The organism is Arthrospiribacter ruber (assembly GCF_019343195.1).
Lineage (GTDB): Bacteria > Bacteroidota > Bacteroidia > Cytophagales > Cyclobacteriaceae > Arthrospiribacter > Arthrospiribacter ruber.
In genome coordinates this window covers 71,277-96,316 of record NZ_RPHB01000010.1, presented here as the reverse complement: position 1 = coordinate 96,316, position 25,040 = coordinate 71,277, and the positions used below count along the sequence as shown (strand labels likewise).

Sequence of the window (25,040 nt, the reverse complement as noted above, 5' to 3'; positions counted from 1 at the left end):
TCATGTCTCATGTCTTTTGTCTTATTTACTGAAATCAAATCCCAATCCAACAAAAGCCCCCACATAATCTCCATAAGACCCCACTCTATAATTCCCTGTATCCAGAAAATTGCCCTTGTTCATATTTTCGAATCCATATTGGTACCTCAATCCCCAGAAAAAGTAGTTTTTACTTTCTTTAAAATAGTTCTTCAATCCTACCTCCGCTCTGACCACAGGGCCAAGTGCCATTTGGGTTGTTCCTGAGGCTTCATAATTATTTAATGCATAGCCAAATGAGGGCTGCAGATAAAAGGCATAACCTTCTTTTTCTATGTTATACCGGATCCCAAGGCTGTAAATCCCATATTCATCACCTCTGACGACATTCTGACCAATATTTCCCGACCAAATCTCCCGAACTGCTACTCTGTAAAACTCACCTTGCAGGGCGAGCTGCCAATTTTGATGGAAACTTGTCAAAAATGTAGCTCCTGCATGAAAATCAAACGGAGACCTGACTGTCAAAACGTTAACAAAAGCAGGACTGCTGTAATTGACATCTACAAAAGATTTTTGGATTCCACCATATACTTCTGCTCCAAAACCAAGCTGAGCATTGGATTTGAAAACTGTAATGAGGATCAAACTAAGAGTGAGGATTGTAAATCTAAGCTTCATTTATTGTAGTAATTTGAGAAGCCCAAATTAAAGGAATCTTTTAGAAATAGCGGTTTACTATGCTTGAAATCTCATTGATGCCTATCTTTTTAACGCCAATTTCTTTTGTTTGTCCAGAATATTCAATGGTAGTTTCCATCCAAAATCAAACCTGAAGCCATTCAGTGTTGCTTCTTGTTCAAACTGGACATTGGATTGTTCAATTGTATAATCTACCTCAAGCCTACTCACAACCGGAGACCCAAAATTCCTTGTCAAATTCAAACTCATAAAACTGGAATTGAAAACTTATTATCTCACCAAAGTGCTGATAGGTAATTTAAGTCCTACTTCTATATTGAAACCATCAAGGGTACCGGATTTCACGGACTCCACCTGCTGCTGATTGACGAATTCCCGCACATTTACCTGCCCAATTTCAGGACTTCCAAAATTCTGGGAAAAATTAAAGGCAAGTAAACTGGAATTAAAGAAAGGAATTTCAAAAAACGCACCGGCCAGATAGAACAGCTTCCCGCCGGAGTTTTGATCCGTCGGAACAGACCTCAAGGCTGGAACCCTTTCATCATTCACCATTACGGCCCCTATTCGCGCTACATTCATCCTCACGGTGTTTAATGTAACAAAAGTAGCAGCTGACACTCCCACCCTCAGTCGGTTGTTTTGACCTACATCCAAATGATATCTTGCCCTAAGCGGTATGGCCCTTGTCCCTGGCTCATTTAGGCTGACCCATCCAAAGTTTTGAGATTCCACCTTGGTCTGACTCATCCAACTGGTATAGCCGGTCTCAAAACTCCATTGGCCTGAAGTGTAACCAAATAGAATTTGGGAAGCGGGCCTAAGCCTGGTCATGCCTGGGGCATTACTTTGCACAAAATCTGGCTGGAACCTTTGTAAGGTTGTGAACAATGCATAAGTGCCATCACCCCAGGCCGCCTCACGCTTCTCTGTTTTTCGCTCCTTTTTGGTCACTCTCCAATCCTCCCCTTTTCTTGTCCTAAAATCAATTCCATATCCAAAAACAAGTCCGGTGTAGGTACCCCTTCGCTGAACTTGTGGTACAGGCGGTTCCTTGCTGTACGTAAACCAAGATTGCAGCATTCCGAATCCTTGATGATGTCTTAATCCGACAATAAAAAAATTATTATTTGGAGTACTAAACTTCATGCCTACTTCTATAGATGCCGCTGGAACGACTTGAGTCATCAAATTGGCTATAGGAAAATTTACTAATGAGTCTTGATGGTCAAATCCAAAACTACGTGATCGATTTATCCCCAAAGAGGGTTGAACATAAAGCGCATATTCCCCCATTTCCCAGACTCTTCTAAGACCCAAACTAAAATTACTGTAGGAAAAACCCCAATCTATTCGCTGTGGTCCCGGAATAAATGCAGATCCTGAATGTTCAGGATGTTGTGTAAACCGAAGAGGGGAAGATACATGCCAGGATTGAAGGACCATTTGCCAGTCATTACTGATATTGTAAGATAATCCCAAGCCCAAATTCAGCCCTGTACGGGTAGCAAAATCTAAAGAAGGAGATAGATCATTCAATAGGTTTTGATGGTGCCGCTGGGGAACAAAGTACATTTCAAGATTAACTCTGCTCTGGGCATGAGCTTCAAAAAAACTGACCAAAATAAGTAGGCTTATGGAACTCAGGAGTTTTTTCATCTTAGAAAGGTCTTGTAAACGAATCTTTACATTAAAGCTAAAACTTTTTATCGGAATTATCCCATAACAGACTAAAAATTAAGCTATTCCCTTTAACCATTTTTTTACCTCCAACTACATGGTGATTTTCGAAGTGGGATTAAGAGGATTTAATTGTCAAGGCTCCTTTCATTTTAAAATATCTTTTACTCTTTTTTTCCTGCCAATCCGCTCTTGATTCAGACCTACCAAATCTCAAAGGTCCCCACCACCCCTCTTTTTTCTTGAATCTTGTCTCTTGTTTCTTGTTTCTTGTTTCTCAGCATCTCGCTTCTCGTCTCTGAACTCTCGCTTCCAAAAATTAATGCCTCAATTTCTTATGTATATAATTTTTTTATATATTTGACTTACTGATGCATAAAAACGCTATGTCAAATAACAATTTAATTAAAGGAAGCCTGCAAACCATAATCCTCAAACTCCTTGAGGAAAACGATAGAATGTACGGCTACGAAATCACACAAAGGGTCAAAGAACTGACGGAAGGGGAGATTAAGATTACAGAAGGCGCCCTCTACCCTGCCCTTCACAAGCTGGAAGCTGAAGGGATGCTGACCACAGAAATACAGCAGGTAGACAACCGAGTAAGAAAATATTACAGCTTGACCAAGGATGGCCAAAAGGAAGTCAGTGCCAAGATGTCCGAGTTGCAGAGCTTCGTCGGTAACTTACAAAGGATTCTAGATCCTGAATGGAAGCCGGGTTTGGCTTAAAGGGTTCACGCGACGTTCGCAACGAATGACGCAAGGAACGCTAAGAAATATTGAACAATAATTAAAAAGTTAATAAAAGCTGAAAAAGTACTCGTAGCGCACGTGGCGAAAACTTTGCGCCCGCTGCGAGAAACAAAAATTTATGCGCCAACTAACTGACATAGAACTACAGGAAATCCGAAACAGCATCAAAAAGAAAGTTCTTTATTCCGCAGAAATCATTATGGAAATCTATGACCACTATGTAAGTCATTTACAAAATTATCCCGAAGACCAGTTTACCGAACAGTTGATGGAGTTAGATCAAAAATTCACCTACTCTTATTGCCACTCCATGCAGTCTAAATTAAATAAAAACATAAATATGGATATAGGAAAAACCCAATGGATGGTAATCAAAAAATATTTCTGCACTTCAAGGTGGGTTTTCTTAGTAGGGATTTTAGCAGTGGTATTTTTTGTAGCGACCCAAGCAAGGAGTGAGCGGGAGGTGAAATTTCTTTTATTCTCTCCTTTGGCTCTATTATTATTAATGCATTTAGCCCTAGGTTATCAGTGGATGAAGAGAATTTTCCCCATAAAAAAGACTTTTAAGGGAAATGGAGTGACCATTAAGTCTTCTTTTATGACACCCCTTTCTATGCGCTTGCATATGCCTTTGACATTGGCGAATATGATGATCTATTTCCCAAAAATATTCTTTGACGACTACGGTTTCCTGTTACTAATGCCAGCTGCAGCAGTTAGCATAACAATCTTATTTACCCTTTACGCGATTTCTCTTATGGAAGTCTGGAAAATCAAATCTAAAACGGCATTAATATGAGAAAACTCACTGACATAGAGCATCAAATCATCAAGATCCGTCTAGACGATCTCCAAATTGCTTATTCAGAAATTTATCTTGAATTATTGGATCATTATGTCACAGCGCTGGAACAAGAACCTGAAAATAATTTTATCAGAAAAAAGTCATCTCTTGATGAGAAATTTGCTTGGTCTGTGGTCAAATCCTTAGAAAAAACCCTGGAAAAAAACACAAACAAAAGAGTGGCCGGCATGCTATGGGATAGTTTGAAATTTTGGAACTATTCATCCAAGGAAGTTATCATCACCCTTTTTGTAGCTCTTATCGTAATGTTAGCTTTCTTATTCAAGGGCATTGAAGGCTTATTTTTGACAACAAGCATTTTATCCCTAGTCGGAATTATTGTAGCCTTAAAGAAACAAGGAAAAGGAATGAGTTTTTCATTCAACCCAAAAAGCCAAAAGCCTTTTGCTTGCGTAAGCAAAATAATTTTACAGCGGCTAGGGCTTCATTACGGAAGTTTGTCATGGCTTTGGGTAGTCCTCAGTAATTGGGGAGAATCTGATCCGGGACCCATAGGCACTACTTTAGGAGCAATAATTTGCGCTAGTATTTTACTTTACAATTTTTCTTTAATAAAAGTATCCATCACCTACCAAAAACCAGAGCACTTAATTTTATCCTAATGAAACTCACCAAAGACCAAATCGAGCAACTCAAAAAACTGATCTCCTACAAAGGCTATCCTGAGATTGATGTACAGTACGAAATACTGGACCATGTAGCCTGTAAAGTGGAAGAGTTGATGGAGAACAACCCAGAGCTAAGTATACCTGATGCCTTTCAAAAGGTACATGCTTCTTTTGGGATTTTTGGATTTTCGGATTTAGAGGAGTCTTATAAAAAGATGATTGAAAAAAGATTGCTAGGATATTTTTGGACAGAATTGAAATCAAGTGTTTTCAGTCTAAACATAATATCCCCTATTCTCTTGACATTTTGCTACTTCCAAAGTGCTTATGTTATAGAAAAAAACTTCAGTTTCGGAGAGGGCAGTGCTTTAATGATAGGTTTCTTATTCTTGGTTATTGTGGTGTTATGGTGGTACTATGCCTTCAGCAAAGATTTCAAAAAGTACAAAAACTATGCATCATGGAGAGGGAACCAAGGTATATTAATGTTTACATACATACCGCTTCAGTTTATGATTCAGGGGTATAGGTATTTTGGGAATTTTAATTTACTAGAGCCATTTACATTAAGTTTATGGCAGATTTTTGCGGTTATATTTGTATTTGGTGGGATGATGATTCTTTCTGTTCTTCCTGCTGTTTTCCGAAAATCTTTAGAAGACACCAAAAAACTGGAGGCGGTCTACGAAACAGCTTAAAAAATGAATTTTAGGTAGTAAAGAGAATGATTCATTTAGATCGTCCATGCCTACGGCACTTCCCTACTCCTTAAGCTATCCTGATCCACGGCTTGAAAGCCGTGGTTATTACATCGGCCGCTCCTCCGGAGCTTTTTCCTACCTTTCTCAAAATTAGCTAAAAATTAAAAACTCTCCCCAATTAACATACACATGGATAAACATGCCAGGCTAAGAGTCAACGCATCTCCCCAAAACATCACTACCTAAAAAAATCCCAGTAGGTCGCATTATCTATTTTCTATTAATTTGAACACATTGTTATAGCAAACCAGGAGCCCCCATAAGTCCCGTAGGGATGATCGATATAATAACCGTGGGTTTCAACCCACGGATCCAGAAAAATAAATGCAGCCCATCAGTCCCGTTGGGACGGATGATAAAAACATTGCGAGTTTCATCTACCCTTTAATTTAAGCCATTAAAATCACTCAAGGATATAAATTTCAAGCAATAATAAAACAATAATTTTTCAACTGATTTTTATACATTTAATCCTCAATTCTTTAATAGGAAACTAATGAATAAAGTATTCAGCTCCGTCATTTTAGCTATTTGGCTATCAACTCCCATTTTCGCTCAATCCCACTGCGATCCACATCCACTTTTCAATATCCTTCCCAATCACAGTATTTCGGGTTGTGAGGAAAAAGAATTTGATAAAATGAACATGGAGTTTACTGATAAAGACGGTACTTGGATTCAATATGAAAAAGCTGGATATTTTTTAAAAACCTATTACAGCTTCGATGGAGATTGGGAAAAAAGACCTTCTAATGCCATGATTTTTCAAAATTATATCCAAGCTGTTGCATCCAAGGGTGGCTCAGTGATTAATGAGTCAAAATCAGTAGTCTTGCTAACCCTAAAATCTGGCAGTGATACTTGGTGGATACAGATCCAAAGTGACCAAAGCGGAACTTTCTCGGTTAGCGCTGTAAAAGAAGAATCGATGAACCAGTACATTGTTCTTTCTGCAGAAGACATTGCTAAAGAAATGAAGGCTAATGGTAAGGCTACTTTTTATGGGATCTTTTTCGATACAGACAAATCAGAAATCAAGCCTGAGTCCAAGGAAACTTTAGAGCAAATGGCAAAATACCTCGATGCCAACCCTCAGGTCAATGTATTTATTGTCGGACATACGGACAACAGTGGCTCTTACGAGCATAATCTTAATCTATCCGAAAGAAGGGCTGAGGCAGTGGTTCAAAACCTAATAAATACTTATCAAATTGCTGCAACTCGGCTAAAAGGCTATGGAGTTGCTTCCCTAGCACCTGTTTCCAGCAATTCTAGCGATGAAGGGAAAAGCAAAAACAGGAGAGTGGAGATGGTATTAAGATAAATCGAAAAATAAACGGGAGAAAACCTGAAATTTCATTTCAACGCAACTAGCTTGGCATAAACCACCAGATGTTGTTTTGACCCTTCTTTATTAAATGGCCTAAAAAACATCATTGGTTAGAATAGGAAAAATAACTTGACTAGATCGATCATTAAATCTTGGGATAATTGGTCAACTTGAGAAAAATTATTTCAAACTAATAAATAAAAACCTCATTGATTTTTTAGACTTAACGAATAATAACTAAACGATTAAATCAATTGGCATTTGAAAATGGTTATGAAAATGATTTTTGGCCCCTTTCCCTGCTCTATTTTTTTGATTGAGTTCAAAGCTTAACCCGACAAATTCCCCGAAAATGTAAATTACGAAATTCAAGAGATTATTAAATAATTAATTCTTAAGGACTTTCCCAAGGCAGCAAGCTGAAACCAAATTTTCTTCTTACCTTTGCACCCTAATTCAATTTTACAATGCAAAGTATTCGGAATATCGCGATTATCGCACACGTTGACCACGGCAAGACGACCCTCGTGGACAAAATCATCCATGCCTCCAAAATCTTTCGTGAAAACCAACAGTTTGACGATTTAATCCTGGATAACAACGACTTGGAAAGGGAAAGAGGAATTACCATTCTATCCAAGAACGTATCCGTAAGATATAAAGACACCAAAATCAACATCATTGACACCCCCGGTCACGCCGACTTTGGAGGTGAAGTGGAAAGGGTATTGAAAATGGCTGATGGGGTTATCCTATTGGTAGATGCCTTTGAAGGCCCTATGCCTCAGACACGTTTTGTGTTGGGTAAAGCGCTTGACCTTGGGCTTACTCCTATTGTAGTGGTCAATAAAGTGGACAAAGAAAACTGTAGACCTGACGAAGTTCAGGAGTCAGTATTTGAACTGATGTTCAACCTAGATGCCACTGAAGAGCAGCTCAACTTCCAGACTTTGTACGGCTCTGCCAAGCAAAACTGGATGGGACCTGATTGGCAAAACCCAACCGATTCCATTATACCACTTCTAGACGCTATAGTTGAGCATATTCCTGCTCCAAAAATCGACGAGGGAACTGTTCAAATGCAGATCACCTCTCTGGATTACTCCAACTTCGTAGGCCGTATTGCCATTGGCAGGGTAAAAAGAGGGACAATCAAGGAAGGCGCTCAATTGATGCTATGCAAAGCTGATGGTGTATTCAAAAAAGTGAAAGTAAAAGAACTTCATACCTTTGAAGGTCTTGGTAAAAATAAAGTTACAGAAGTTGTCGCCGGTGATATCTGTGCGGTAACGGGCATTGAAGATTTTGAAATCGGAGATACTTTAGCTGATTTGGAAAACCCTGAACCACTACCAAGAATCGCTATCGACGAGCCTACTATGAACATGCTCTTCACGATCAACAACTCTCCTTTCTTCGGTAAAGAAGGAAAGTTTGTGACTTCCCGTCACTTGAGAGATAGATTGATGAAAGAGATGGAAAAGAACTTGGCTTTGAGAGTAGAATCAACTGACTCCGAAGACAAATTCTTGGTCTATGGTCGTGGTATCCTTCACTTGTCAGTCTTGATCGAGACCATGAGAAGAGAAGGTTATGAACTTCAAGTAGGTCAGCCTCAGGTCATTTTCAAAGAAATCGATGGTGTAAAACACGAGCCAATTGAAGTTTTGGTCGTTGACGTACCTGAGACAACTGCTGGAAAAGTGATAGAGTTAGCTACACAGAGAAAAGGCGAACTCCTTGTCATGGAACCAAAAGGCGATCTACAACACCTTGAGTTCAGAATCCCTTCAAGAGGATTGATCGGCTTGAGAAACAACGTCTTGACTGCTACACAAGGTGAAGCAATCATGAACCACAGATTCTCCGCTTATGAGCCTTTTAAAGGCAATATCCCTGAAAGAAACAACGGTTCCCTGATCTCAATGGAAGCCGGCCCATGTACAGCATATGCGATTGACAAGCTACAGGACAGAGGTACTTTCTTCATCGAGCCAGGGGACGAGCTATACACAGGTCAGGTGATCGGCGAAAACTCCCGTGACAATGACATTGTAGTTAACGTACAGAAAGGCAAGAAACTGACTAACATGCGTGCTTCAGGTTCTGATGACAACACCAGAATCGCTCCTCCAAAGAAATTCTCTCTGGAAGAAGCCATGGAATACATCCAAAAAGATGAATACCTTGAAATCACGCCTAAGTCTATCCGAATGAGAAAAATCTATTTGGACGAGAACGAAAGAGCCAGAATGGCGAAGAAAGATTCTTAATTGTTGTACCAAGTACAAAGTACCAAGACAGAGACCCTGGAAGTTGAAAGACTTTTGGGGTCTTTTTTTGACCTTTGAGGTTTCCAAAAACCTCGTATTCTTCTTGAAAAGCATCAAGAATTGAAAACCTATTATTGCTCTTTTTTAAGTGATACCTTTCATCAATACATTTAAACCATCTCATAATCAAAAAAACCGGGCATTTCTGCCCGGTTTTTTTAGGTATTCAGAAGCGAATTCATTTATCAGATTTCTCTTCATTCTGAGATTTTAAAATTTGGCAATGACAGAAAGGAAATGACAGTCGGTGTACGTCATCCTTCCCTTAATAGTGGGAGATTCTTCACTGCGTTCAGAATGACGATCCCTCCATATCTGTCATTGGTAGGAAGGAATAATCTCCTTCCTTTTTTATCAAGAGACTCTTCTCCTCATCCTTCCTCCCTCATCCTTCCTCCTTCATCCTTCCTCCCTCATCCTTCCCCTACTCTCCCTGAGCCAAGCTATAGCCTCTCTCTCCATCGAAGGTATACAGGTGCTCGGTCTTGATAAAGTCAAAACCAAGTTCCTTGATCTGACGAAGAAGTTCTAAGACATCTTCATGAGTGATGGTCTTTTGATCAGCAGTTTTGAAGCGGCATCTCCAGTGATCCGTACAGAATGTCTCTGGTTGACCTCCTGGGAATACTTTCACACCTCTGTTGGTGATCAGGTGAAGTTTCAACCCATTGGCATCCGCTTTTCTCAGACCTTCGCCAATCACGTCAGGATTGCGTCCAGCTTCATCCCAATCAATAAACACATCCACTCCAACAAGTTCCTTCTTGGCTTTAGTTACGGGTCTCAATTTAATACTGATAGGAGAATCATCCGACTTATCAAAAGAAGCAGGAGTCATATTGCTTGGAGATTGACCGAGTCTTTCAATAACTGCCTGCGCAAACCCCTTGGTTCCGACTTTCTCTTTGGAAACACCTTCCTGGTAGATATCTCCGGTATGGATACCATCTTCCAGAGTTTTCATCCAGGCATTGGCTACCTTTTCTGCCACTTCAGGTTGACCTATGTGCACCAGCATAGAGATGGCACCATTCAACAAGCCAGAAGGGTTAGCCATATCTTTTCCGGCAATATCAGGAGCAGAACCGTGGATGGCTTCAAACATGGCCACTTCCGCGCCAACATTGGCAGAGCCACCTAAACCTACAGAACCTGTTACCTGAGCAGCGATATCAGAAATAATATCACCATACAAGTTAAGGGTCACAATAACATCAAAAATCTCTGGTCGCTCGGCAATCAATGCCGATCCGATATCGATGATCTTATGATCCGCTTCGATCTCTGGATATTCTTTGGCTATTTCATCAAAGGTTTTGTGAAAAAGACCATCGGCCAATTTCATGATGTTATCTTTGGTCATACAAGTTACCTTCTTCCTGTTGTATTTTTTAGCATACTCAAAGGCATACCTAATGATCTTCTCAGAACCTGGCTGAGAAATAAGTTTCAGGGTCTGATATACCTCCTCAGTCTGCCTGTGCTCAATTCCAGCATACAGATCTTCCTCATTTTCCCTGATGATAACCAAGTCGGTTTTAGGAAAATGCGTCTTTACAAATGGTGAATAAGCTTTACAAGGCCTTACATTGGCAAAAAGTCCAAAAGATTTTCTAGTGGTCACGTTCAAGCTCTTGAATCCACCGCCCTGAGGGGTCGTAATAGGTGATTTCAAAAAGACTTTAGTTTCTCTCAAAGAATCGAATGCCTTGGGCTCCATTCCTGAGCTAATTCCTTTTAAATAAACCTGTTCGCCGATTTCTATGACATCATACTCAAGCTGGGCGCCTGCCGCTTCAAGGATGTCAAGCGTGGCTTTCATGATTTCAGGTCCGATACCATCACCATAGGCAACGGTAATTTTTGTTTTTGACGACATATAATAAAATTAATTTGTTGAAAATTCGATGTGTTACAAAAATATAAAAATCTAGCCGACCTTAAGGGTAAACCTATTATAAATTAGCAGATATGTAAATTAATCGCTCAACCGATTGAATTCATTTTCAAGGCTGATTTCTATCAGAATGGATTGTATTTTTCTAAGGAATGCTTTGGGAATGCCTGAAGGCCTTGTATATTTGATCCCTAACCATCACCAAACCCCATGGCTGATAACACGAATATTCTTTCAGAAGAAAAAGACGGAATTCTTTACCTGACTATCAACAGGGAATCCAAGCTGAATGCATTGAATTTTGCGACATTGGAGGAAATCAGAAACATTTTTAACGAAGTCTCTGACAACAAGGACATCAAAGCTGTGATCATCACTGGAGCCGGTGAAAAAGCATTTATTGCAGGGGCTGATATTAGTGAAATCGCAGAACTCAACGAGCTCAATGCAAGAAAGTTTGCGGAAAACGGACAGGAAATTTTCAGTCTTATAGAAAATTGCCATAAGCCTGTCATTGCTTTGGTCAATGGTTTCGCCCTAGGTGGCGGATGTGAATTGGCTATGGCCTGCCATATGCGTATCGCTTCTGCCAATGCCAAGTTTGGGCAACCTGAAGTAAATCTCGGCATCATCCCAGGATATGGAGGAACCCAAAGGCTGACTTATCTGGTAGGCCGTGGCAAGGCCAATGAACTCATGATGACGGGAGACATGATCGGAGCTGAAGAAGCCAAATCTCTAGGTCTAGTCAATCATGTCTGCGAAAATAAAGAGGCCGCACTTGAAAAAGCGGAGGAAATCATCCACAAGATCATGGCCAAAGCACCTTTGGCTATCGGCATGGTGGTAGATTGTGTAAACTCAGTATTTATCAAAGGGGAAAACGGATATCAGACAGAAGCCAATAGCTTTGCCCGATGCGTCAAATCCGGAGATTATAAAGAAGGTACCTCTGCATTTCTAGAAAAAAGAAAACCGGAATTTAAAGGGGAATAAATCCCCTTTTATTTTTTCACCATGGGGCAACTAAAGCAATTGGCCGGACAGACTGCCATCTATGGCATCAGTAGTATACTGGGCAGAACAGTCAATTTTTTACTTATTCCCATCTACACTGCCTACCTGACCAAGGATGATGTAGGAGCCTACACTGCCCTTTATGGCTACATGGCTCTTTTCAATATCATTTTCACTTATGGGATGGAGACAACCTATTTCAGGTATGCCACCGGAAAAGGGCTTGATCCAAAAAAAGTATTTTCGCAAATCCAATCCCTTCTTATCACAAGTTCCCTTTCCCTGGGCGCCATCATTTATTTATCTGCCCCCACATTGGCTTCATGGCTGAATTATGAAGGTCAGGAACACCTTTTCCGCTGGATTGCCTGGATTCTGGCCATAGATGCCATCCTCGTCATCCCTTATGCAAGGCTGAGAAAAGAAAACAAAGCCTTTCAATTTGCATTGACCAAGTTGGGCAATATCCTGATCAATGTAGGTTTCAACGTCTTTTTCATTGTCATCTGCTATCATATATGGAAAGGAGAATGGCTGGCAAGTTTGGCCCCTTACATCAATGCGGTTTATAATCCGGAGTGGGGTGTGGAGTATATCTTTATTTCCAACCTTATTGCCAATGCCGCTATGATTCCGGTTTTATTTTGGCTGATCAAACAATTCCGTTTTGGATTTGATAGAAAATATCTCGCTCCCATGTGGCATTATTCCTTCCCCTTGCTTTTCATGGGTCTGGCGGGAACGATAAATGAAACTTTTTCCCGGACTATTTTCGAATATGTTCTGCCAGAAGGATTTTACCAAGGATACACCAGTCGTGAAGTTACGGGTATTTTTGGAGCCAATTTTAAGTTGGCGATCCTGATGAACTTGATTATTCAGGCGTTTAAATATGCAGCAGAACCCTTTTTCTTCAATCAGTCCACTGACAAAAACAGTCCTCAGACCTTTGCTACCGTCATGCATGCCTTTGTGATATTCTGTTCGGCTTTGATGATAGCCGTTTCTGTCAACCTGGACATATTGGGAAGTCTATTTCTCAGAGGGGAGGGTTATGCCATGGGAAACCACATTGTGCCTGTCCTCCTATTGGGATATCTCATGCTGGGTATTTATTTCAATTTAAGCATTTGGTTTAAATTGACGGATAAGACCAAATACAGCTTTTACATCACACTTTTGGGGGCTTTTGTGACCATTATAGTTTTATTTACATTGGTACCCTTATTAGGCTTGATGGGAGGGGCATTGAGCACCTTGATCTGCTATATGATCATGAGTGCAGTATGCTATTGGATCGGACAAAAGCATTTTCCTATTCCTTACCAGACCGGAAAAGGTCTTTTCTACCTTTCAGTTGCCTTCTTGCTGAGCTATCTCGGCTTCTATTGGGATTGGGGAGGACCGATTTTACAATTTATCGGAAGGAATAGTCTTGTGATTGCTTTTGTTCTTGTAGTTTTGCTTTTCGAAAAAAAAGAAGTGGAAAAAATCCGAAACAGGTTGAAAAATAGAAAAGCATGAAAGTACGCGTAATCAATACCTCCAAGCACGAATTACCGGAATACCAAACTCCCCAGTCAGCAGGATTGGATCTTAGGGCAAATATAGATGAACCCATAGAACTGCGTCCTCTGGAAAGAAAACTCATCGGTACCGGACTATTCCTGGAGCTACCTGCGGGGTTTGAAGCACAGATCCGTCCACGTTCAGGTTTGGCCTATAAATATGGGGTGACTGTTTTGAATACTCCGGGTACCATAGATGCCGATTACAGAGGAGAAATCAAAGTCCTTTTGGTCAACCTTTCCAACGAGCCCTTTACTATTGATGATGGCGAAAGGATAGCTCAAATGGTGGTAGCAAAGCATGAGCAGATTTCATGGGAGCCAAGTGAATCACTTTCTGACACAGAGAGAGGTGCAGGAGGTTATGGTAGTACAGGGAAGAAATAAATAAGAATCTTAGGTTGCTTGTGACGGCTCCAGGATATTGATTTGAATATACAGAACAAAAAGGCACCAAGTTTGCGTTATAGGGAAAGGAAAATGTGAGAAAATCAGAAATTGTAATACCTACCACCACATTTTATCCAGCCAATCCATTGAAAAGAAATTAAATTCCATCCGTGAAAATTATATCCAACTGCATACTTACGCTTTGTTTTTCTTTACTTATAGGCCTTCAGGCATTTGCTCAGGACAAGCTTACCAGAAAAGAAAGAAAACAGGAATTAGAACTCAGAAAAGCAGACCGTCTTTTCATTGACGGACAGCGTTTTATGATGCTGGAAGACTTTGACCGCGCCTATTTTTACTTCCAAAAAGCCAGAGAAAAAAATCCTGATGACCCTGCTATAAATTTTAAAATTGCAGAAATTCTCCTGAGAGCAAACCGCGTCGATGATGCTTTGGAATACGGGCTATTGGCAGTCGATGGTGATCCTGAAAACAAGTATTACAACCTTGTGATGGCAGAAGCCCTATCCAAGCAAGGCAAAGCAGGTGCGGCAGCAGAAATTCTGGAAAACCTGATGGCCAATACAGAGGAGAACCAGAACTACATTTTGGATTTGGCCTCTTTGTATCTGGGATCAGGTGAATTTGACAAGGCATTGGATGCTCTAAACAGGGCTGAAGAATATTACGGAGTGGTAGAACAGCTCACCATTCAGAAACAAAGGATATTCCTTAGAAAAAATGACCTTGAAAGTGCCATTCGCGAAGGGAAAAACCTTATCGAAGCACACCCTGGAAATTCCCAGTATGTCTTAAACTTGGTGGAAATCCTTTTTAACAACGGCAGATCAGAGGAAGCCTTGGCAACGGTGGAAGAATCCCTTAATAGTTATCCGAACCAACCTGAACTCCAGATGGCAGCTTATGCCCTTTACAAGGATATGGGGGACCTTGATACAGCAGAAGAATTGATCATTGAGGCTTTTCAAAATCCCGATCTGGAAGTTAATGTCAAGGCCGAGGCATTTTCAGACATCCTTCAGGAAATGAAATCTTCCAGAAGAGAAAAGTTATTGGATATACTTCAAAAACCACTTTTGGAGCTTCATCCCAACGAAGCCGATGTACTGACTGTAGTGGGAGACAGGCTATACTTTAATAATCAGCGAGCTGAGGCATTGGAATACTACGAAAAAAGTTTAAATATAGACCCTTCCAACTCAGAGGTGCTCCAAGGTGTGATTATGACCATGTTTGATTCTGGTAAAGATTTCGACAAGATCGAAAAATACACAGAGATAGCCGTGGACGAATTCCCTGAACGGGCAGAATTTTGGTTTTTTGATGGCACAGCCAAGCTCGCCCTAAAAAAGGCCGAAGAAGCAGTTTCTTCATTAGAAAAATCCAAAGAAGTCAACCAAGGAAAAAATAAACAGCTGGACATCCTTGTAAAAGGACAGCTTGGTGATGCTTACCACCAAATGGGCAAAAAAGAAGATGCCTACAAAGCTTATGAAGCTGTATTGAAAGAAAGACCCGATGATGAGCATGTGCTGAATAATTATGCTTATTTTCTTTCGTTAGCAAAAAAAGACCTGGAAAAAGCCAAAAGCATGTCCGGCAAACTCGTGAAAAAACATCCCAAAAATGCCACTTACCTAGACACGCATGCCTGGGTTCTTTTCCAGATGAAGGAGTATGAAGAAGCTAAAAAATACATGGAAATGGCTTTGGAAAATGAAGAAACCCCAAGCGGAGTCATGTTGGAGCATTATGGTGACATTCTCTATCATTTGGGCAAAAGAAACGAAGCTATCAGCTTTTGGAGAAAGGCAGAGGGAGGAGATGAAACTTCAGAATTTTTATTCAAAAAAATTAAGGATCAAAAATACTATGATTAGACCACTTTTCGCTTTGGTACTTGTTGTGGCACTCGGCTTTGCATGTGCCCCAAAGCCTAATCTTTACACTTCGGATGAAATCATGCAGGAATTTGAACCTGTGTATTTTGATTTCGAAAATTTCACTGCAAGAGGAAGAATAGTTATAGAAGAGCCTTCTGGTAAAACCACGAAAGGAACCATAAATATACGGGCGAAAAAAGATAGTATCTTTTGGTTTAGTATCACACCTGGACTTGGGCTTGAGGCTTTTAGAGGAGCTGTCACCAAAGACAGGGTCATGATCAAAGACCGGTTGAACGGAGAGGACATCAATATGACCTTCAAAGAGATCGAAACAATGTATGATCTTAGCCTCAATCTGGATTTGATCCAAAACATCGTATTTGCCAATATCCCACATGAATTCAGCTATCGTGACAGGTTGATCAGGATTGGGCAGTACTTTGAACTCACTCAAGCTAGAGATGGATTCAGGTTCCACTCCAGAGTAAATACAGGACACGGAAAAGTCGCGGAACTTACCAGCACATCTATGAAAGAGAAAGGTTCATTATTGGCCAATTATCATGTATTTGAAGATTTGGATAACCAGCCTTTTCCCAATCAAATGCTGTTAAGGCTCTCTTTCAATACTCCTGACGGACCTCAGGCTTCCATCATCAACCTGGAAATGATCCGTACAGAAATAGTCGACACTCCCCTATCCTTCCCTTTTAGGTTTTAAAGAATGTTGAGATTCAAAATTGCTATTATTTTTCTTATTTGCCTTTGCTGTACTCCGGCACTTTTGGCCCAGTCCCAGACCAAAAAATCCAGGGCTGAGCTGGAGCGCGAAAAAGCCGAAATACAAAAAAGGCTGCTTGAATTTGACCAGATCCTAAAAAAAACTGCTGAAACCAAAAAAGTATCGGTAGGACAGCTCAATGTCGTCAACAAACAACTACAGACTCGGGTAAACTATATCAATACCTTAAGTCGGGAAGTCCGCCTCATAGATACCGAAATCCGCGAAACGGAAAATAAAATTTCAGCTCTGGAAAATGACCTGAAAAATATGAAAGAAGAGTATTCAGGTATGATATACACATCATCCAAGCTCAACCAGGGCATGACCATGACAGCCTTCGTGTTCAGTTCTTCCACTTTCAAGCAGTTTTATATGAGGCTCAAATACCTAAAGCAATATTCCGATGCCAGAAAAAAACAGGTAGAACAGATCGAAAAAACCACTGCTGAACTCGCGGCCCAGCGGGAAAACCTTGAAACCAAGAAAAACGAGAAACAAAATATCCTTGCCCAGGAACAGCAGCAAAAGCAACAATTGGACAAAGCCAAACAAGAGCAACAAGGCATAGTCAATTCTCTGACCAAGCAGGAACAGGACCTGAGAAAGCAGATTGCAGCTGCCAAAAAACAGCAGGAAAACCTTAATAGAGCCATCCGGGCAATCATTGAAGAGGAAATCAGAAGAGCTGAAGCAGAGGCCAAAAAGGCAAATTCTACTGCCACCCGTTCATCAGGTAGCAGTATTCCACTTACGCCGGAAGCCGCAGCATTATCTTCTTCATTTGCAGGAAACAGAGGCAAACTGCCTTGGCCTGTGGAAAGCGGCTTTGTATCCAGACCTTTTGGCACACACCCCCACCCTACTGTCAAAGGGGTCACCGAAGACAATGATGGTGTGGACATACAGACCACGCCTAATGCCAATGTCAGGGCGGTGTTTGACGGGGAAGTCACCAAGATTTTTACTGTTCCAGGATATGGAGGCACCATTGTGGTCAAACACGGTGAGTATTATACCATGTACAGCAAGCTGAAAGTTATTTCAGTTAAGTCAGGCGATAAAGTTACAGCCAAGCAGGTGCTTGGGCAGGTATACACCAATAAAGATGGTGTGGCTGAGGTGCATTTTGAAACCTGGAAAGGACTTACTCCAATGGATCCATCCATTTGGCTTGCAGGGCGATAAAACAAATAATTCGTATATTTATAAAAAAAGCAAGATAAGCAGCCCGCTTTCCTTGGTGTAAGCGTTATGCTGTTATATCTTTGTAACAATTATAAATCTAAAATAATACGACCATGACAACATTGGGTTTCTTACAAAATATGGGCGGAGGCTCTATCATCCTAATCATCTTGGTGATTTTGCTGCTCTTTGGTGCAAAAAGAATCCCTGAATTGGCAAGAGGACTTGGAAGAGGAATCAGAGAATTCAAAGATGCAACCAAAGAAATTCAGGACGACCTTGAAGAAGGTTTGAAAGAAAAGAAGAAAAAAGACTGATAATCTTCAAAACTAGTAGACTTGGAAAAATTCCTCTCATTTGACGACATAAAGAAGTCGCTTGAAAATAGGGAAACCGATTGTAAAGCGATAGTAAATTATTACCTCCAAAACATTCAAACGAAGGCGCATCTCAACGCCTTCGTTGAAGTTTATAAGGATTCCGCTTTGGAGCAGGCTTCCAAGGTAGATGAAAAAATTTCTTCAGGAAAAGCAGGGAAATTGGCCGGAATGGTCATTGGCATCAAGGATGTCCTGGTCTACCAAGACCACGAATCCAATGCTTCCAGCAAAATCCTAAAAGGCTTCAAATCCCAGTTTACCTCCACGGCCGTCCAAAGACTAATTGACGAAGATGCCATCATTATCGGTAGGCTTAATTGTGACGAGTTTGGAATGGGCAGCTCCAATGAGAACTCCGCACATGGAAAGGTACTCAATGCTGCTGATGAAGAAAGGGTTCCAGGCGGTTCATCCGGTGGCTCTGCAGTAGCTGTGCAGGCCAACCTCTGTACGGTTTCTTTGGGAACTGATACAGGTGGATCTGTAAGACAGCCGGCGGCATTTACGGGATTGGTGGGCATCAAGCCAACTTATTCGAGGGTTTCCAGATGGGGACTTATAGCCTATGCATCATCATTTGATACGATTGGTGTTTTCTCCAGAAATGTCCCTGACAATGCTCTGGTCATGGAAGTAATGGCCGGTCCTGATAATTTCGACTCTACTGTATCCAGAAAAGCAGTCCCACACTATTCGGAATTACTGCATTTTGACAAAAGAGCGAAAGTTGCCTATCTGACCGAAACCATAGAATCCCCGGCACTTCAGGAAGAAATCAAAAGCAATACTGTCGCTGTCCTTGACAAGCTTAAAGAAGAAGGACATCAGGTAGAAGAAGTTCATTTTCCATTATTGAAATATGTACTTCCTACTTATTACATCCTTACCACAGCAGAAGCCAGCTCTAACCTTTCCCGATTTGACGGAGTCAAATATGGATACAGAACTCCTAATGCTCACAACTTGGAAAGTATGTACAAAAAAACCAGGTCGGAGGGTTTCGGTGAAGAAGTAAAGAGAAGGATCATGTTGGGTACTTTTGTTCTAAGCGCGAGCTATTACGATGCCTATTTTACCAAAGCCCAGCGGGTAAGGAGACTTATAAAAGAATTTACTGAGGATCTTCTCACAAAATATGATTATATTATTATGCCGACTACGCCTACTACGGCGTTTAAGTTTGGAGAGCATAGTAATGACCCTGTAGCCATGTATCTTGAAGATTTATTTACTGTCCAGGCCTCCGTTTCTGGAGTACCTTCAATTTCTATCCCAAATGGGAAAGACAAAAAAGGACTTCCTATCGGCCTTCAGGTCATGGCTAATTCCTTTAAGGAAGCTGAATTATATGCCTTTGCAAAATACCTGACAGATATAAACAGTAATTCATAAAAATGTCCTGACCATGAAAAAACACTTCATTTTAATCTGTGCTTTCTTAGCCTTCGTCGCAGCGAGTCACATTTCTTATGGTCAGGAATTGTATGAGATCAACAACAGTACGATCGAGGAAGAAACCATATCCCCAATATATCAATTTGAGTATATACCTGATTTCACTTATTCAGAAGTGGCTGAAAGGATCCGGAATATGGAGACTTCCATGCCCTTCGAGCTGAATGAAAGGATATTTGCTTTTATCAATTATTTCGCGGTCAGAAACAGAGATTACACTAAAATGGTCCTTCAAAGAATGGATACTTATTTTCCAATGTTTGAAGAAACCCTCGCGGCCCATGACATGCCTGATGATGTCAAGTTTCTGGCCATCATTGAATCAGGTCTTAATCCAAAAGCAAAATCTAGAGTGGGTGCCATGGGGCTTTGGCAGTTTATGCCGGCTACAGGCAGAATGTACCACATGCACACCAACATGGATATTGATGACAGAATGGATCCCGAAATGTCCACTGAAGCAGCTGCTAAGTACCTCAAATCATTATACCGGATGTTCAACGATTGGGAAGTGGCACTGGCGGCTTACAATTGTGGTCCGGGAAATGTAAGGAAAGCAATTAGACGGTCCGGAGGCAAATCCAAATTCTGGGACCTGTATAATTACCTCCCTAAAGAAACGAGAAGCTACATCCCTCAGTTTCAAGCCATGATGTACCTGATCAGACATGCAGAAGAGCACAATTTTGTCCTTGAAGAGCCCACTTACCCTATCGCTTATGAAAAGATCAATTTCAATCAGGAACTGGATCTGGAAGAGTTGGCCAACTTGACAGGACTATGCATAGAAGACCTAGAGCACCTGAATCCTTCTATCCAAAACAGGCTCATACCAAATTCAAACAAGCACATGGCTGTAAGGGTACCAAAAAACAAGGTGGACTATATCGCAGAAAACAAAGAACACTTTGCTTCCGCTGTGAAACTCACTTCAGAAAGAGCCATTGACCTTAGAATAGCCAGCAATCAGAACTCCAATCCTGCTGTAGCCAAAGCTGTGGCAGCAGCTAATTCAGGAGATAATACCAGGATAGCATATAAAGTCAAATCAGGTGATGTGCTTGGAAAGATTGCCCAAAATCACGGCACAACCGTCACCAATATCAAGACTTGGAATAATTTAACTTCAAATAACATCCGGATAGGTCAGACCCTATATATCTATACTAAAAATGGTAATTTTGAAAGTTCAATAGCCCAGAACAGTTCCAATTCCGGGAACCCAAAAGTATACACAGTCCAACCTGGTGACAGCTTGTGGCTGATTTCAAAAAAACTCAACGGGGTCACAGTAGATCAGATCAAAAAGTTAAACAATCTTAACACAAACCAGATTAAACCCGGTCAAAAGCTTATTATAGGTTAACTATTTTATTAGTAAAAACTTTTTTATCCATCTTGGAATTGATAACTTGTAAAGGGTTAATAAAATCGAACAATATGAGTATCAAAACAATAAGCACCGCAATGTTTTTATGCATTGCCGCTATGGCTTTCTGGAGCTGTGAAGAAACCGAAGAGTCCAAAAACTCTACCAAACCTAAAGCCAGAGGAGCTGTAGGTGAAATAATTCTGGCCATAGATTCCACCAAATGGGATGGGCCAGTGGGCCGGGTCTTAAAAGATATTTTTCAAGAGGATGTCAGAGGTCTGATCCGTGACGAAACCATGTTTGATGTCCGCAAAGTAGATCCGCGAGGAATGAACAGGATGCTCAAAATGGCGACCAATATTGTGTACGTCACCACTTTTGATGACAAAAAAGCAGCCAGCCAAAACATCAATGCTCTCTTCAGTAAAGAAGCCAAAGAGCAGGCTGCCGAAGATCCCAGCAAATATATTCTGAGAAGCGAAGATGAATTTGCCATTGGCCAGGAAGTGATATACCTTTTTGGTAATAATGAAGAAGAACTCATCAACAATCTGACCGCCAATAAAAGTAAACTTCAAAATCTTTTCCAGGTGCGGGAAAGGAACCGTCTGGAAAGAGTACTGCTCAGCAGAAAAAGCTCTGCTGCTAAAATGGCCGGAAGGGAATTTGGGTTGGAAATTAATGTTCCGGCATCCTATCAGATTGCTAAAGCAGATAACAATTTCCTTTGGCTGAGGCAGCCTACACCTAGAACAGACAGAGCGGATATAAGCTTGTTTTTCTACGAAACTGACTACACTTCAGAAGAGCAGCTTTTTCCAGAAGCGCTTTTAGAACTTAGAGAAAAGATCACCAGACAGCATATCTATGGGGATCCCAATAACCGGAACTCATATTTGGTCACCGAAAGGGTTGACCCGAGCCCGGTATTTAGTAATTTCAGTATAAACAATAATTTTGCAATAGAAATCCGGGGAGGATGGAAGACCAACAATCTCAGTATGGGAGGTTCTTTCATGGCCTATGTCATTGTGGATGACAAAAATGGAAAGCTTTATTATATGGAAGGCTTTTTATACTATCCCAATGAGGCACATAGGGAAGCAATCCGGGAAATAGAAACCCTTTTGCTGGCTACTGAACTTTCACCTAGTGAAGATCAGGCCAGCTGATTTTATTAACAAAAGAAACCTTTATGGCCATCAAAATCAGAAAAGAAGATGCCCTGAGTTATCATACCCAAGGTAAACCAGGTAAAATCGAAGTAATTCCTACCAAACCTTTATCCAGCCAACTTGACCTTGCATTGGCCTACTCTCCAGGAGTAGCAGAACCTTGCAAAGAAATAGAAAAAGACAAAGAAAATGTCTACAAATATACCGCTAAAGGCAATCTTGTAGCAGTAATTTCAAACGGGACAGCCGTATTGGGACTAGGAGACATTGGACCCGAAGCTTCCAAGCCGGTGATGGAGGGCAAAGGCGTTTTATTCAAGAAATTTGCAGGAATTGATGTTTTTGATATTGAAATAGATGAAAAAGATCCCCAAAAACTCATCCAGATCATCAAATCCTTGGAGCCTACTTTTGGTGGAGTCAATTTGGAAGATATCAAAGCACCTGAATGCTTCGAAATAGAGCAGACACTCAAAAGAGACATGAATATCCCGGTCATGCACGATGACCAGCATGGCACTGCGATCATTTCCGGAGCAGCCCTTCTCAATGCATTGGAAGTAGTGGGAAAGCAAATTGGGGAAATCAAACTTGTTGTCAATGGGGCCGGTGCTTCTGCAGTATCCTGCACCAGGTTCTATATGAGTCTGGGTGTCAAAAGGGAAAACATTGTCATGTGTGACAAAGAGGGTGTCATCCGAAATGACAGGGTAAACCTTGATGTTATCAAGAAAGAATTTTCCACACACAGAGATATCCATACTCTGACTGAGGCTTTGACAGATGCTGATGTTTTCCTTGGACTTTCTGCTGGAAACATCGTATCACCTGATCAAATCAAAAGAATGGCCAAAGACCCTATCGTTTTTGCATTGGCCAATCCTGATCCGGAAATCGCCTACGACCTGGCCATGGAAACTAGGGATGACCTGATCATGGCTACAGGAAGATCCGATTACCCAAACCAAGTAAATAACGTACTTGGATTCCCGTACATTTTCCGCGGTGCCTTGGATGTACGCGCTACAGCCATCAACGAAGAAATGAAACTTGCAGCGGCTAAGGCCATAGCAGCTTTGGCCAAAGAACCGGTTCCGGAAATTGTAAATAAGGCCTATGGTGATGCCAAAATGGCTTTTGGAAGATTTTACCTCATTCCAAAACCGCTTGATCCAAGACTCATCACTACCATAGCCCCTGCTGTGGCAAAAGCAGCTATGGAATCCGGAGTTGCCAAAACCCTGATTACTGACTGGGAAGGTTATGAGCTAGAGCTACAGGAAAGAATCGGAATTGATCAAAGACTGATGCTAAGGGTAGTGACAAGAGCCAAAAAAGATCCTAAGCGTGTGGTTTTTGCAGAGGCGGACAATGTCAAAATTCTTAAAGCTGTACAAGTCCTTAGGGATGAAAAAATTGCTATACCGATTTTGTTGGGAAGAAAAGAAAAAATCAACGAAATCATTGAAGAAAACAAACTTGAACTCAGTGGTGTACATATTGTGGATCCGTACACAGATGAAGATAGGCTCATCAGGTATGGTAATGTCCTTTTTGAAAAAAGAAAAAGAAAAGGACTTACTCCTAAAGAGTGCTACAGACTGATGAAAGACAGGAATTACTTTGGATCTATGATGGTGGAGCTGGGAGAAGCTGACGCGCTTATTTCCGGTCTCACCAAGGATTATCCAAAAACCATCCTCCCGGCATTGCATGTCATTGGAGTAAAGGAAGGAACCGATCGCGTAGCTGGCATGTACATCATGAATACCGAAAAAGGCCCGTTTTTCTTCTCCGACACTACTGTCAATGTAAATCCTACCGCTGAACAACTGGTAGAAATAGTAGGACTTACAGCAAGCGGGGTGAAGTTTTTTGATATAGATCCAAAAGTAGCCATCCTTTCCTATTCCAATTTTGGCTCAGCCAAAGGAGATGTGGCAGCCAAAACATCCAAAGCCACTGCACTGGCCAAAGCAAAATATCCTGACATGGTAATCGAAGGGGAAATGCAGGCCAATGTAGCTTTGAATGAAGAAATCCAAAAAGAAAACTACCCCTTCAGTAGCTTGATTGGAAATAGGGCCAACACCCTCATTTTCCCGGATCTTAGCTCGGGCAATATTGCCTATAAATTGTTGTCCGAATTAGGTCATGCAGAAGCAATCGGCCCAGTACTCTTGGGAATGAACAAGCCTGTGCATATATTACAGCTCGGTAGCTCCATACGTGAAATCATCAATATGGTAGCCATCGCTGTAGTAGACGCACAAACCAAAGGCAAAAAATGATCGCTTATTTAAAAGGCAAACTTGTACACAAAGACCCTACATTTGTCATCATCGATATCTCAGGTGTAGGATACCTGGTAAAAATTTCATTACAGACATATACAAAAATCAAGGATGAGGAGCATATTATGCTCCTCACCTATTTGCACATCAAAGAAGATGCGCATACCCTTTACGGTTTTAAAGAAGAGGCCGAGAAAAAACTATTTTTGAACCTGACCTCCATATCGGGAGTTGGGCCCAGCACTGGTTTGATGATACTTTCCTCACTCAGTGCAGAAGAACTGGAAACAGCCATCGTTTCAGAAGATTACAGAACCATACAAAATGTAAAAGGAGTAGGTGCTAAAACAGCCCAGAGGATTGTTTTGGAGCTAAAAGACAAAATCAAAAAAGAAAGCTTTTCTGATAGCCCACAAATGACTGCTGGGTTTATCAAATCTAACAATAAAATAAAAGAGGAGGCGTTACAGGCCTTGATTACCTTGGGGTTTCCGAAAGCTTCAGCCGAAAAAAATATAGCTGCGGTGTTGAAAAAAACAGGTACGGATATTTCCTTAGAAGAATTAATTAAAGCATCTTTAAAAACACCTTAACAACCTT

22 protein-coding genes are annotated in these 25,040 nt (G+C 41.0%); 18 read left to right on the top strand and 4 right to left on the bottom strand.

Features of this window, described 5'->3' with window-relative positions:
- Positions 1–21 precede the first annotated feature (21 nt).
- The 3 genes from EGN73_RS19245 to EGN73_RS19235 form a co-directional block, all read right to left on the bottom strand.
- Positions 22–660: a hypothetical protein gene (locus EGN73_RS19245; RefSeq protein WP_219293390.1), complete on the bottom strand. Its 639-nt coding sequence runs from the start codon at positions 658–660 to the stop codon at positions 22–24.
- 81 nt (positions 661–741) lie between these two features.
- Positions 742–930, bottom strand: coding sequence for a hypothetical protein (locus EGN73_RS19240; RefSeq protein WP_219293388.1), 189 nt, complete (start codon positions 928–930; stop codon positions 742–744).
- Between the two features lie 21 nt (positions 931–951).
- On the bottom strand, positions 952–2,340 hold the full coding sequence (locus tag EGN73_RS19235) for a hypothetical protein (protein WP_219293386.1): 1,389 nt from the start codon (positions 2,338–2,340) through the stop codon (positions 952–954).
- A gap of 407 nt (positions 2,341–2,747) precedes the next feature.
- On the opposite strand from EGN73_RS19235, the gene EGN73_RS19230 reads away from it, so the two are divergent.
- The 6 genes from EGN73_RS19230 (at position 2,748) to typA (ending at position 8,956) form a co-directional block, all read left to right on the top strand.
- Positions 2,748–3,092 carry a PadR family transcriptional regulator gene (locus tag EGN73_RS19230; RefSeq protein ID WP_009034270.1) on the top strand — a complete coding sequence of 115 codons (345 nt, stop codon included), beginning with the start codon at positions 2,748–2,750 and terminating at the stop codon, positions 3,090–3,092.
- 142 nt (positions 3,093–3,234) lie between these two features.
- Positions 3,235–3,918, top strand: a complete 684-nt coding sequence (locus EGN73_RS19225) for a hypothetical protein (protein WP_219293384.1) — start codon at positions 3,235–3,237, stop codon at positions 3,916–3,918.
- Positions 3,915–4,586, top strand: coding sequence for a hypothetical protein (locus EGN73_RS19220; RefSeq protein WP_219293382.1), 672 nt, complete (start codon positions 3,915–3,917; stop codon positions 4,584–4,586). Before EGN73_RS19225 ends, EGN73_RS19220 begins: the two co-directional genes overlap by 4 nt.
- Entirely contained in the window at positions 4,586–5,290 is a 705-nt protein-coding gene (locus EGN73_RS19215) for a hypothetical protein (RefSeq protein WP_219293380.1), read from the top strand. Before EGN73_RS19220 ends, EGN73_RS19215 begins: the two co-directional genes overlap by 1 nt.
- A gap of 559 nt (positions 5,291–5,849) precedes the next feature.
- Positions 5,850–6,677, top strand: coding sequence for an OmpA family protein (locus EGN73_RS19210; RefSeq protein WP_219293378.1), 828 nt, complete (start codon positions 5,850–5,852; stop codon positions 6,675–6,677).
- Between the two features lie 473 nt (positions 6,678–7,150).
- Positions 7,151–8,956, top strand: coding sequence for a translational GTPase TypA (typA, locus tag EGN73_RS19205; protein WP_219293376.1), 1,806 nt, complete (start codon positions 7,151–7,153; stop codon positions 8,954–8,956).
- A gap of 484 nt (positions 8,957–9,440) precedes the next feature.
- Here the strand turns inward: typA and EGN73_RS19200 are convergent, their stop codons facing one another.
- Entirely contained in the window at positions 9,441–10,895 is a 1,455-nt protein-coding gene (locus EGN73_RS19200) for an NADP-dependent isocitrate dehydrogenase (protein ID WP_219293374.1), read from the bottom strand.
- 228 nt (positions 10,896–11,123) lie between these two features.
- On the opposite strand from EGN73_RS19200, the gene EGN73_RS19195 reads away from it, so the two are divergent.
- The 12 genes from EGN73_RS19195 to ruvA all read left to right on the top strand — a co-directional run bounded on the left by EGN73_RS19195 (position 11,124) and on the right by ruvA (position 25,033).
- Entirely contained in the window at positions 11,124–11,909 is a 786-nt protein-coding gene (locus tag EGN73_RS19195; RefSeq protein WP_219293372.1) for an enoyl-CoA hydratase/isomerase family protein, read from the top strand.
- 21 nt (positions 11,910–11,930) lie between these two features.
- Positions 11,931–13,454: a lipopolysaccharide biosynthesis protein gene (locus EGN73_RS19190; RefSeq protein WP_219293370.1), complete on the top strand. Its 1,524-nt coding sequence runs from the start codon at positions 11,931–11,933 to the stop codon at positions 13,452–13,454.
- The gene (gene dut / locus EGN73_RS19185; protein ID WP_219293368.1) at positions 13,451–13,885 is read left to right on the top strand and encodes a dUTP diphosphatase; all 435 of its coding nucleotides are present in this window, start codon (positions 13,451–13,453) and stop codon (positions 13,883–13,885) included. Before EGN73_RS19190 ends, dut begins: the two co-directional genes overlap by 4 nt.
- 173 nt (positions 13,886–14,058) lie before the next feature.
- Entirely contained in the window at positions 14,059–15,789 is a 1,731-nt protein-coding gene (locus tag EGN73_RS19180) for a tetratricopeptide repeat protein (RefSeq protein ID WP_219293366.1), read from the top strand.
- A complete protein-coding gene (gene lolB1 / locus EGN73_RS19175; protein WP_219293364.1) occupies positions 15,782–16,516 on the top strand; it encodes a lipoprotein insertase outer membrane protein LolB1 in 735 nt (244 codons plus the stop codon). Before EGN73_RS19180 ends, lolB1 begins: the two co-directional genes overlap by 8 nt.
- A 6-nt stretch (positions 16,517–16,522) precedes the next feature.
- Positions 16,523–17,764, top strand: coding sequence for a murein hydrolase activator EnvC family protein (locus EGN73_RS19170; protein WP_425515042.1), 1,242 nt, complete (start codon positions 16,523–16,525; stop codon positions 17,762–17,764).
- Positions 17,765–17,877: 113 nt separating this feature from the next.
- Positions 17,878–18,081: a twin-arginine translocase TatA/TatE family subunit gene (tatA, locus tag EGN73_RS19165; protein WP_219293360.1), complete on the top strand. Its 204-nt coding sequence runs from the start codon at positions 17,878–17,880 to the stop codon at positions 18,079–18,081.
- 21 nt (positions 18,082–18,102) lie between these two features.
- Positions 18,103–19,536, top strand: coding sequence for an Asp-tRNA(Asn)/Glu-tRNA(Gln) amidotransferase subunit GatA (gene gatA / locus EGN73_RS19160; RefSeq protein WP_219293357.1), 1,434 nt, complete (start codon positions 18,103–18,105; stop codon positions 19,534–19,536).
- A gap of 13 nt (positions 19,537–19,549) precedes the next feature.
- Positions 19,550–20,965, top strand: a complete 1,416-nt coding sequence (locus EGN73_RS19155; protein WP_219293355.1) for a transglycosylase SLT domain-containing protein — start codon at positions 19,550–19,552, stop codon at positions 20,963–20,965.
- A 74-nt stretch (positions 20,966–21,039) separates the two neighbouring features.
- Positions 21,040–22,143 carry a DUF4837 family protein gene (locus EGN73_RS19150; protein WP_219293353.1) on the top strand — a complete coding sequence of 368 codons (1,104 nt, stop codon included), beginning with the start codon at positions 21,040–21,042 and terminating at the stop codon, positions 22,141–22,143.
- A 23-nt stretch (positions 22,144–22,166) separates the two neighbouring features.
- Positions 22,167–24,437, top strand: a complete 2,271-nt coding sequence (locus EGN73_RS19145) for an NADP-dependent malic enzyme (protein ID WP_219293351.1) — start codon at positions 22,167–22,169, stop codon at positions 24,435–24,437.
- Positions 24,434–25,033, top strand: coding sequence for a Holliday junction branch migration protein RuvA (gene ruvA / locus EGN73_RS19140; protein WP_219293349.1), 600 nt, complete (start codon positions 24,434–24,436; stop codon positions 25,031–25,033). Before EGN73_RS19145 ends, ruvA begins: the two co-directional genes overlap by 4 nt.
- Positions 25,034–25,040 lie beyond the last annotated feature (7 nt).

What these genes read in the sequence shown, in the direction of transcription:
- EGN73_RS19235 (WP_219293386.1), bottom strand. Translation starts at nt 2,340, where the DNA reads ATGAAAAAACTCCTGAGTTCCATAAGCCTACTTATTTTGGTCAGTTTT.
- EGN73_RS19190 (WP_219293370.1), top strand. Translation starts at nt 11,931, where the DNA reads ATGGGGCAACTAAAGCAATTGGCCGGACAGACTGCCATCTATGGCATC.
- typA (WP_219293376.1), top strand. Translation starts at nt 7,151, where the DNA reads ATGCAAAGTATTCGGAATATCGCGATTATCGCACACGTTGACCACGGC.
- EGN73_RS19230 (WP_009034270.1), top strand. Translation starts at nt 2,748, where the DNA reads ATGTCAAATAACAATTTAATTAAAGGAAGCCTGCAAACCATAATCCTC.
- EGN73_RS19145 (WP_219293351.1), top strand. Translation starts at nt 22,167, where the DNA reads ATGGCCATCAAAATCAGAAAAGAAGATGCCCTGAGTTATCATACCCAA.
- EGN73_RS19240 (WP_219293388.1), bottom strand. Translation starts at nt 930, where the DNA reads ATGAGTTTGAATTTGACAAGGAATTTTGGGTCTCCGGTTGTGAGTAGG.
- lolB1 (WP_219293364.1), top strand. Translation starts at nt 15,782, where the DNA reads ATGATTAGACCACTTTTCGCTTTGGTACTTGTTGTGGCACTCGGCTTT.
- EGN73_RS19225 (WP_219293384.1), top strand. Translation starts at nt 3,235, where the DNA reads ATGCGCCAACTAACTGACATAGAACTACAGGAAATCCGAAACAGCATC.
- ruvA (WP_219293349.1), top strand. Translation starts at nt 24,434, where the DNA reads ATGATCGCTTATTTAAAAGGCAAACTTGTACACAAAGACCCTACATTT.
- tatA (WP_219293360.1), top strand. Translation starts at nt 17,878, where the DNA reads ATGACAACATTGGGTTTCTTACAAAATATGGGCGGAGGCTCTATCATC.
- EGN73_RS19215 (WP_219293380.1), top strand. Translation starts at nt 4,586, where the DNA reads ATGAAACTCACCAAAGACCAAATCGAGCAACTCAAAAAACTGATCTCC.
- EGN73_RS19210 (WP_219293378.1), top strand. Translation starts at nt 5,850, where the DNA reads ATGAATAAAGTATTCAGCTCCGTCATTTTAGCTATTTGGCTATCAACT.
- EGN73_RS19220 (WP_219293382.1), top strand. Translation starts at nt 3,915, where the DNA reads ATGAGAAAACTCACTGACATAGAGCATCAAATCATCAAGATCCGTCTA.
- EGN73_RS19195 (WP_219293372.1), top strand. Translation starts at nt 11,124, where the DNA reads ATGGCTGATAACACGAATATTCTTTCAGAAGAAAAAGACGGAATTCTT.
- EGN73_RS19150 (WP_219293353.1), top strand. Translation starts at nt 21,040, where the DNA reads ATGAGTATCAAAACAATAAGCACCGCAATGTTTTTATGCATTGCCGCT.
- EGN73_RS19245 (WP_219293390.1), bottom strand. Translation starts at nt 660, where the DNA reads ATGAAGCTTAGATTTACAATCCTCACTCTTAGTTTGATCCTCATTACA.
- dut (WP_219293368.1), top strand. Translation starts at nt 13,451, where the DNA reads ATGAAAGTACGCGTAATCAATACCTCCAAGCACGAATTACCGGAATAC.
- EGN73_RS19155 (WP_219293355.1), top strand. Translation starts at nt 19,550, where the DNA reads ATGAAAAAACACTTCATTTTAATCTGTGCTTTCTTAGCCTTCGTCGCA.
- EGN73_RS19200 (WP_219293374.1), bottom strand. Translation starts at nt 10,895, where the DNA reads ATGTCGTCAAAAACAAAAATTACCGTTGCCTATGGTGATGGTATCGGA.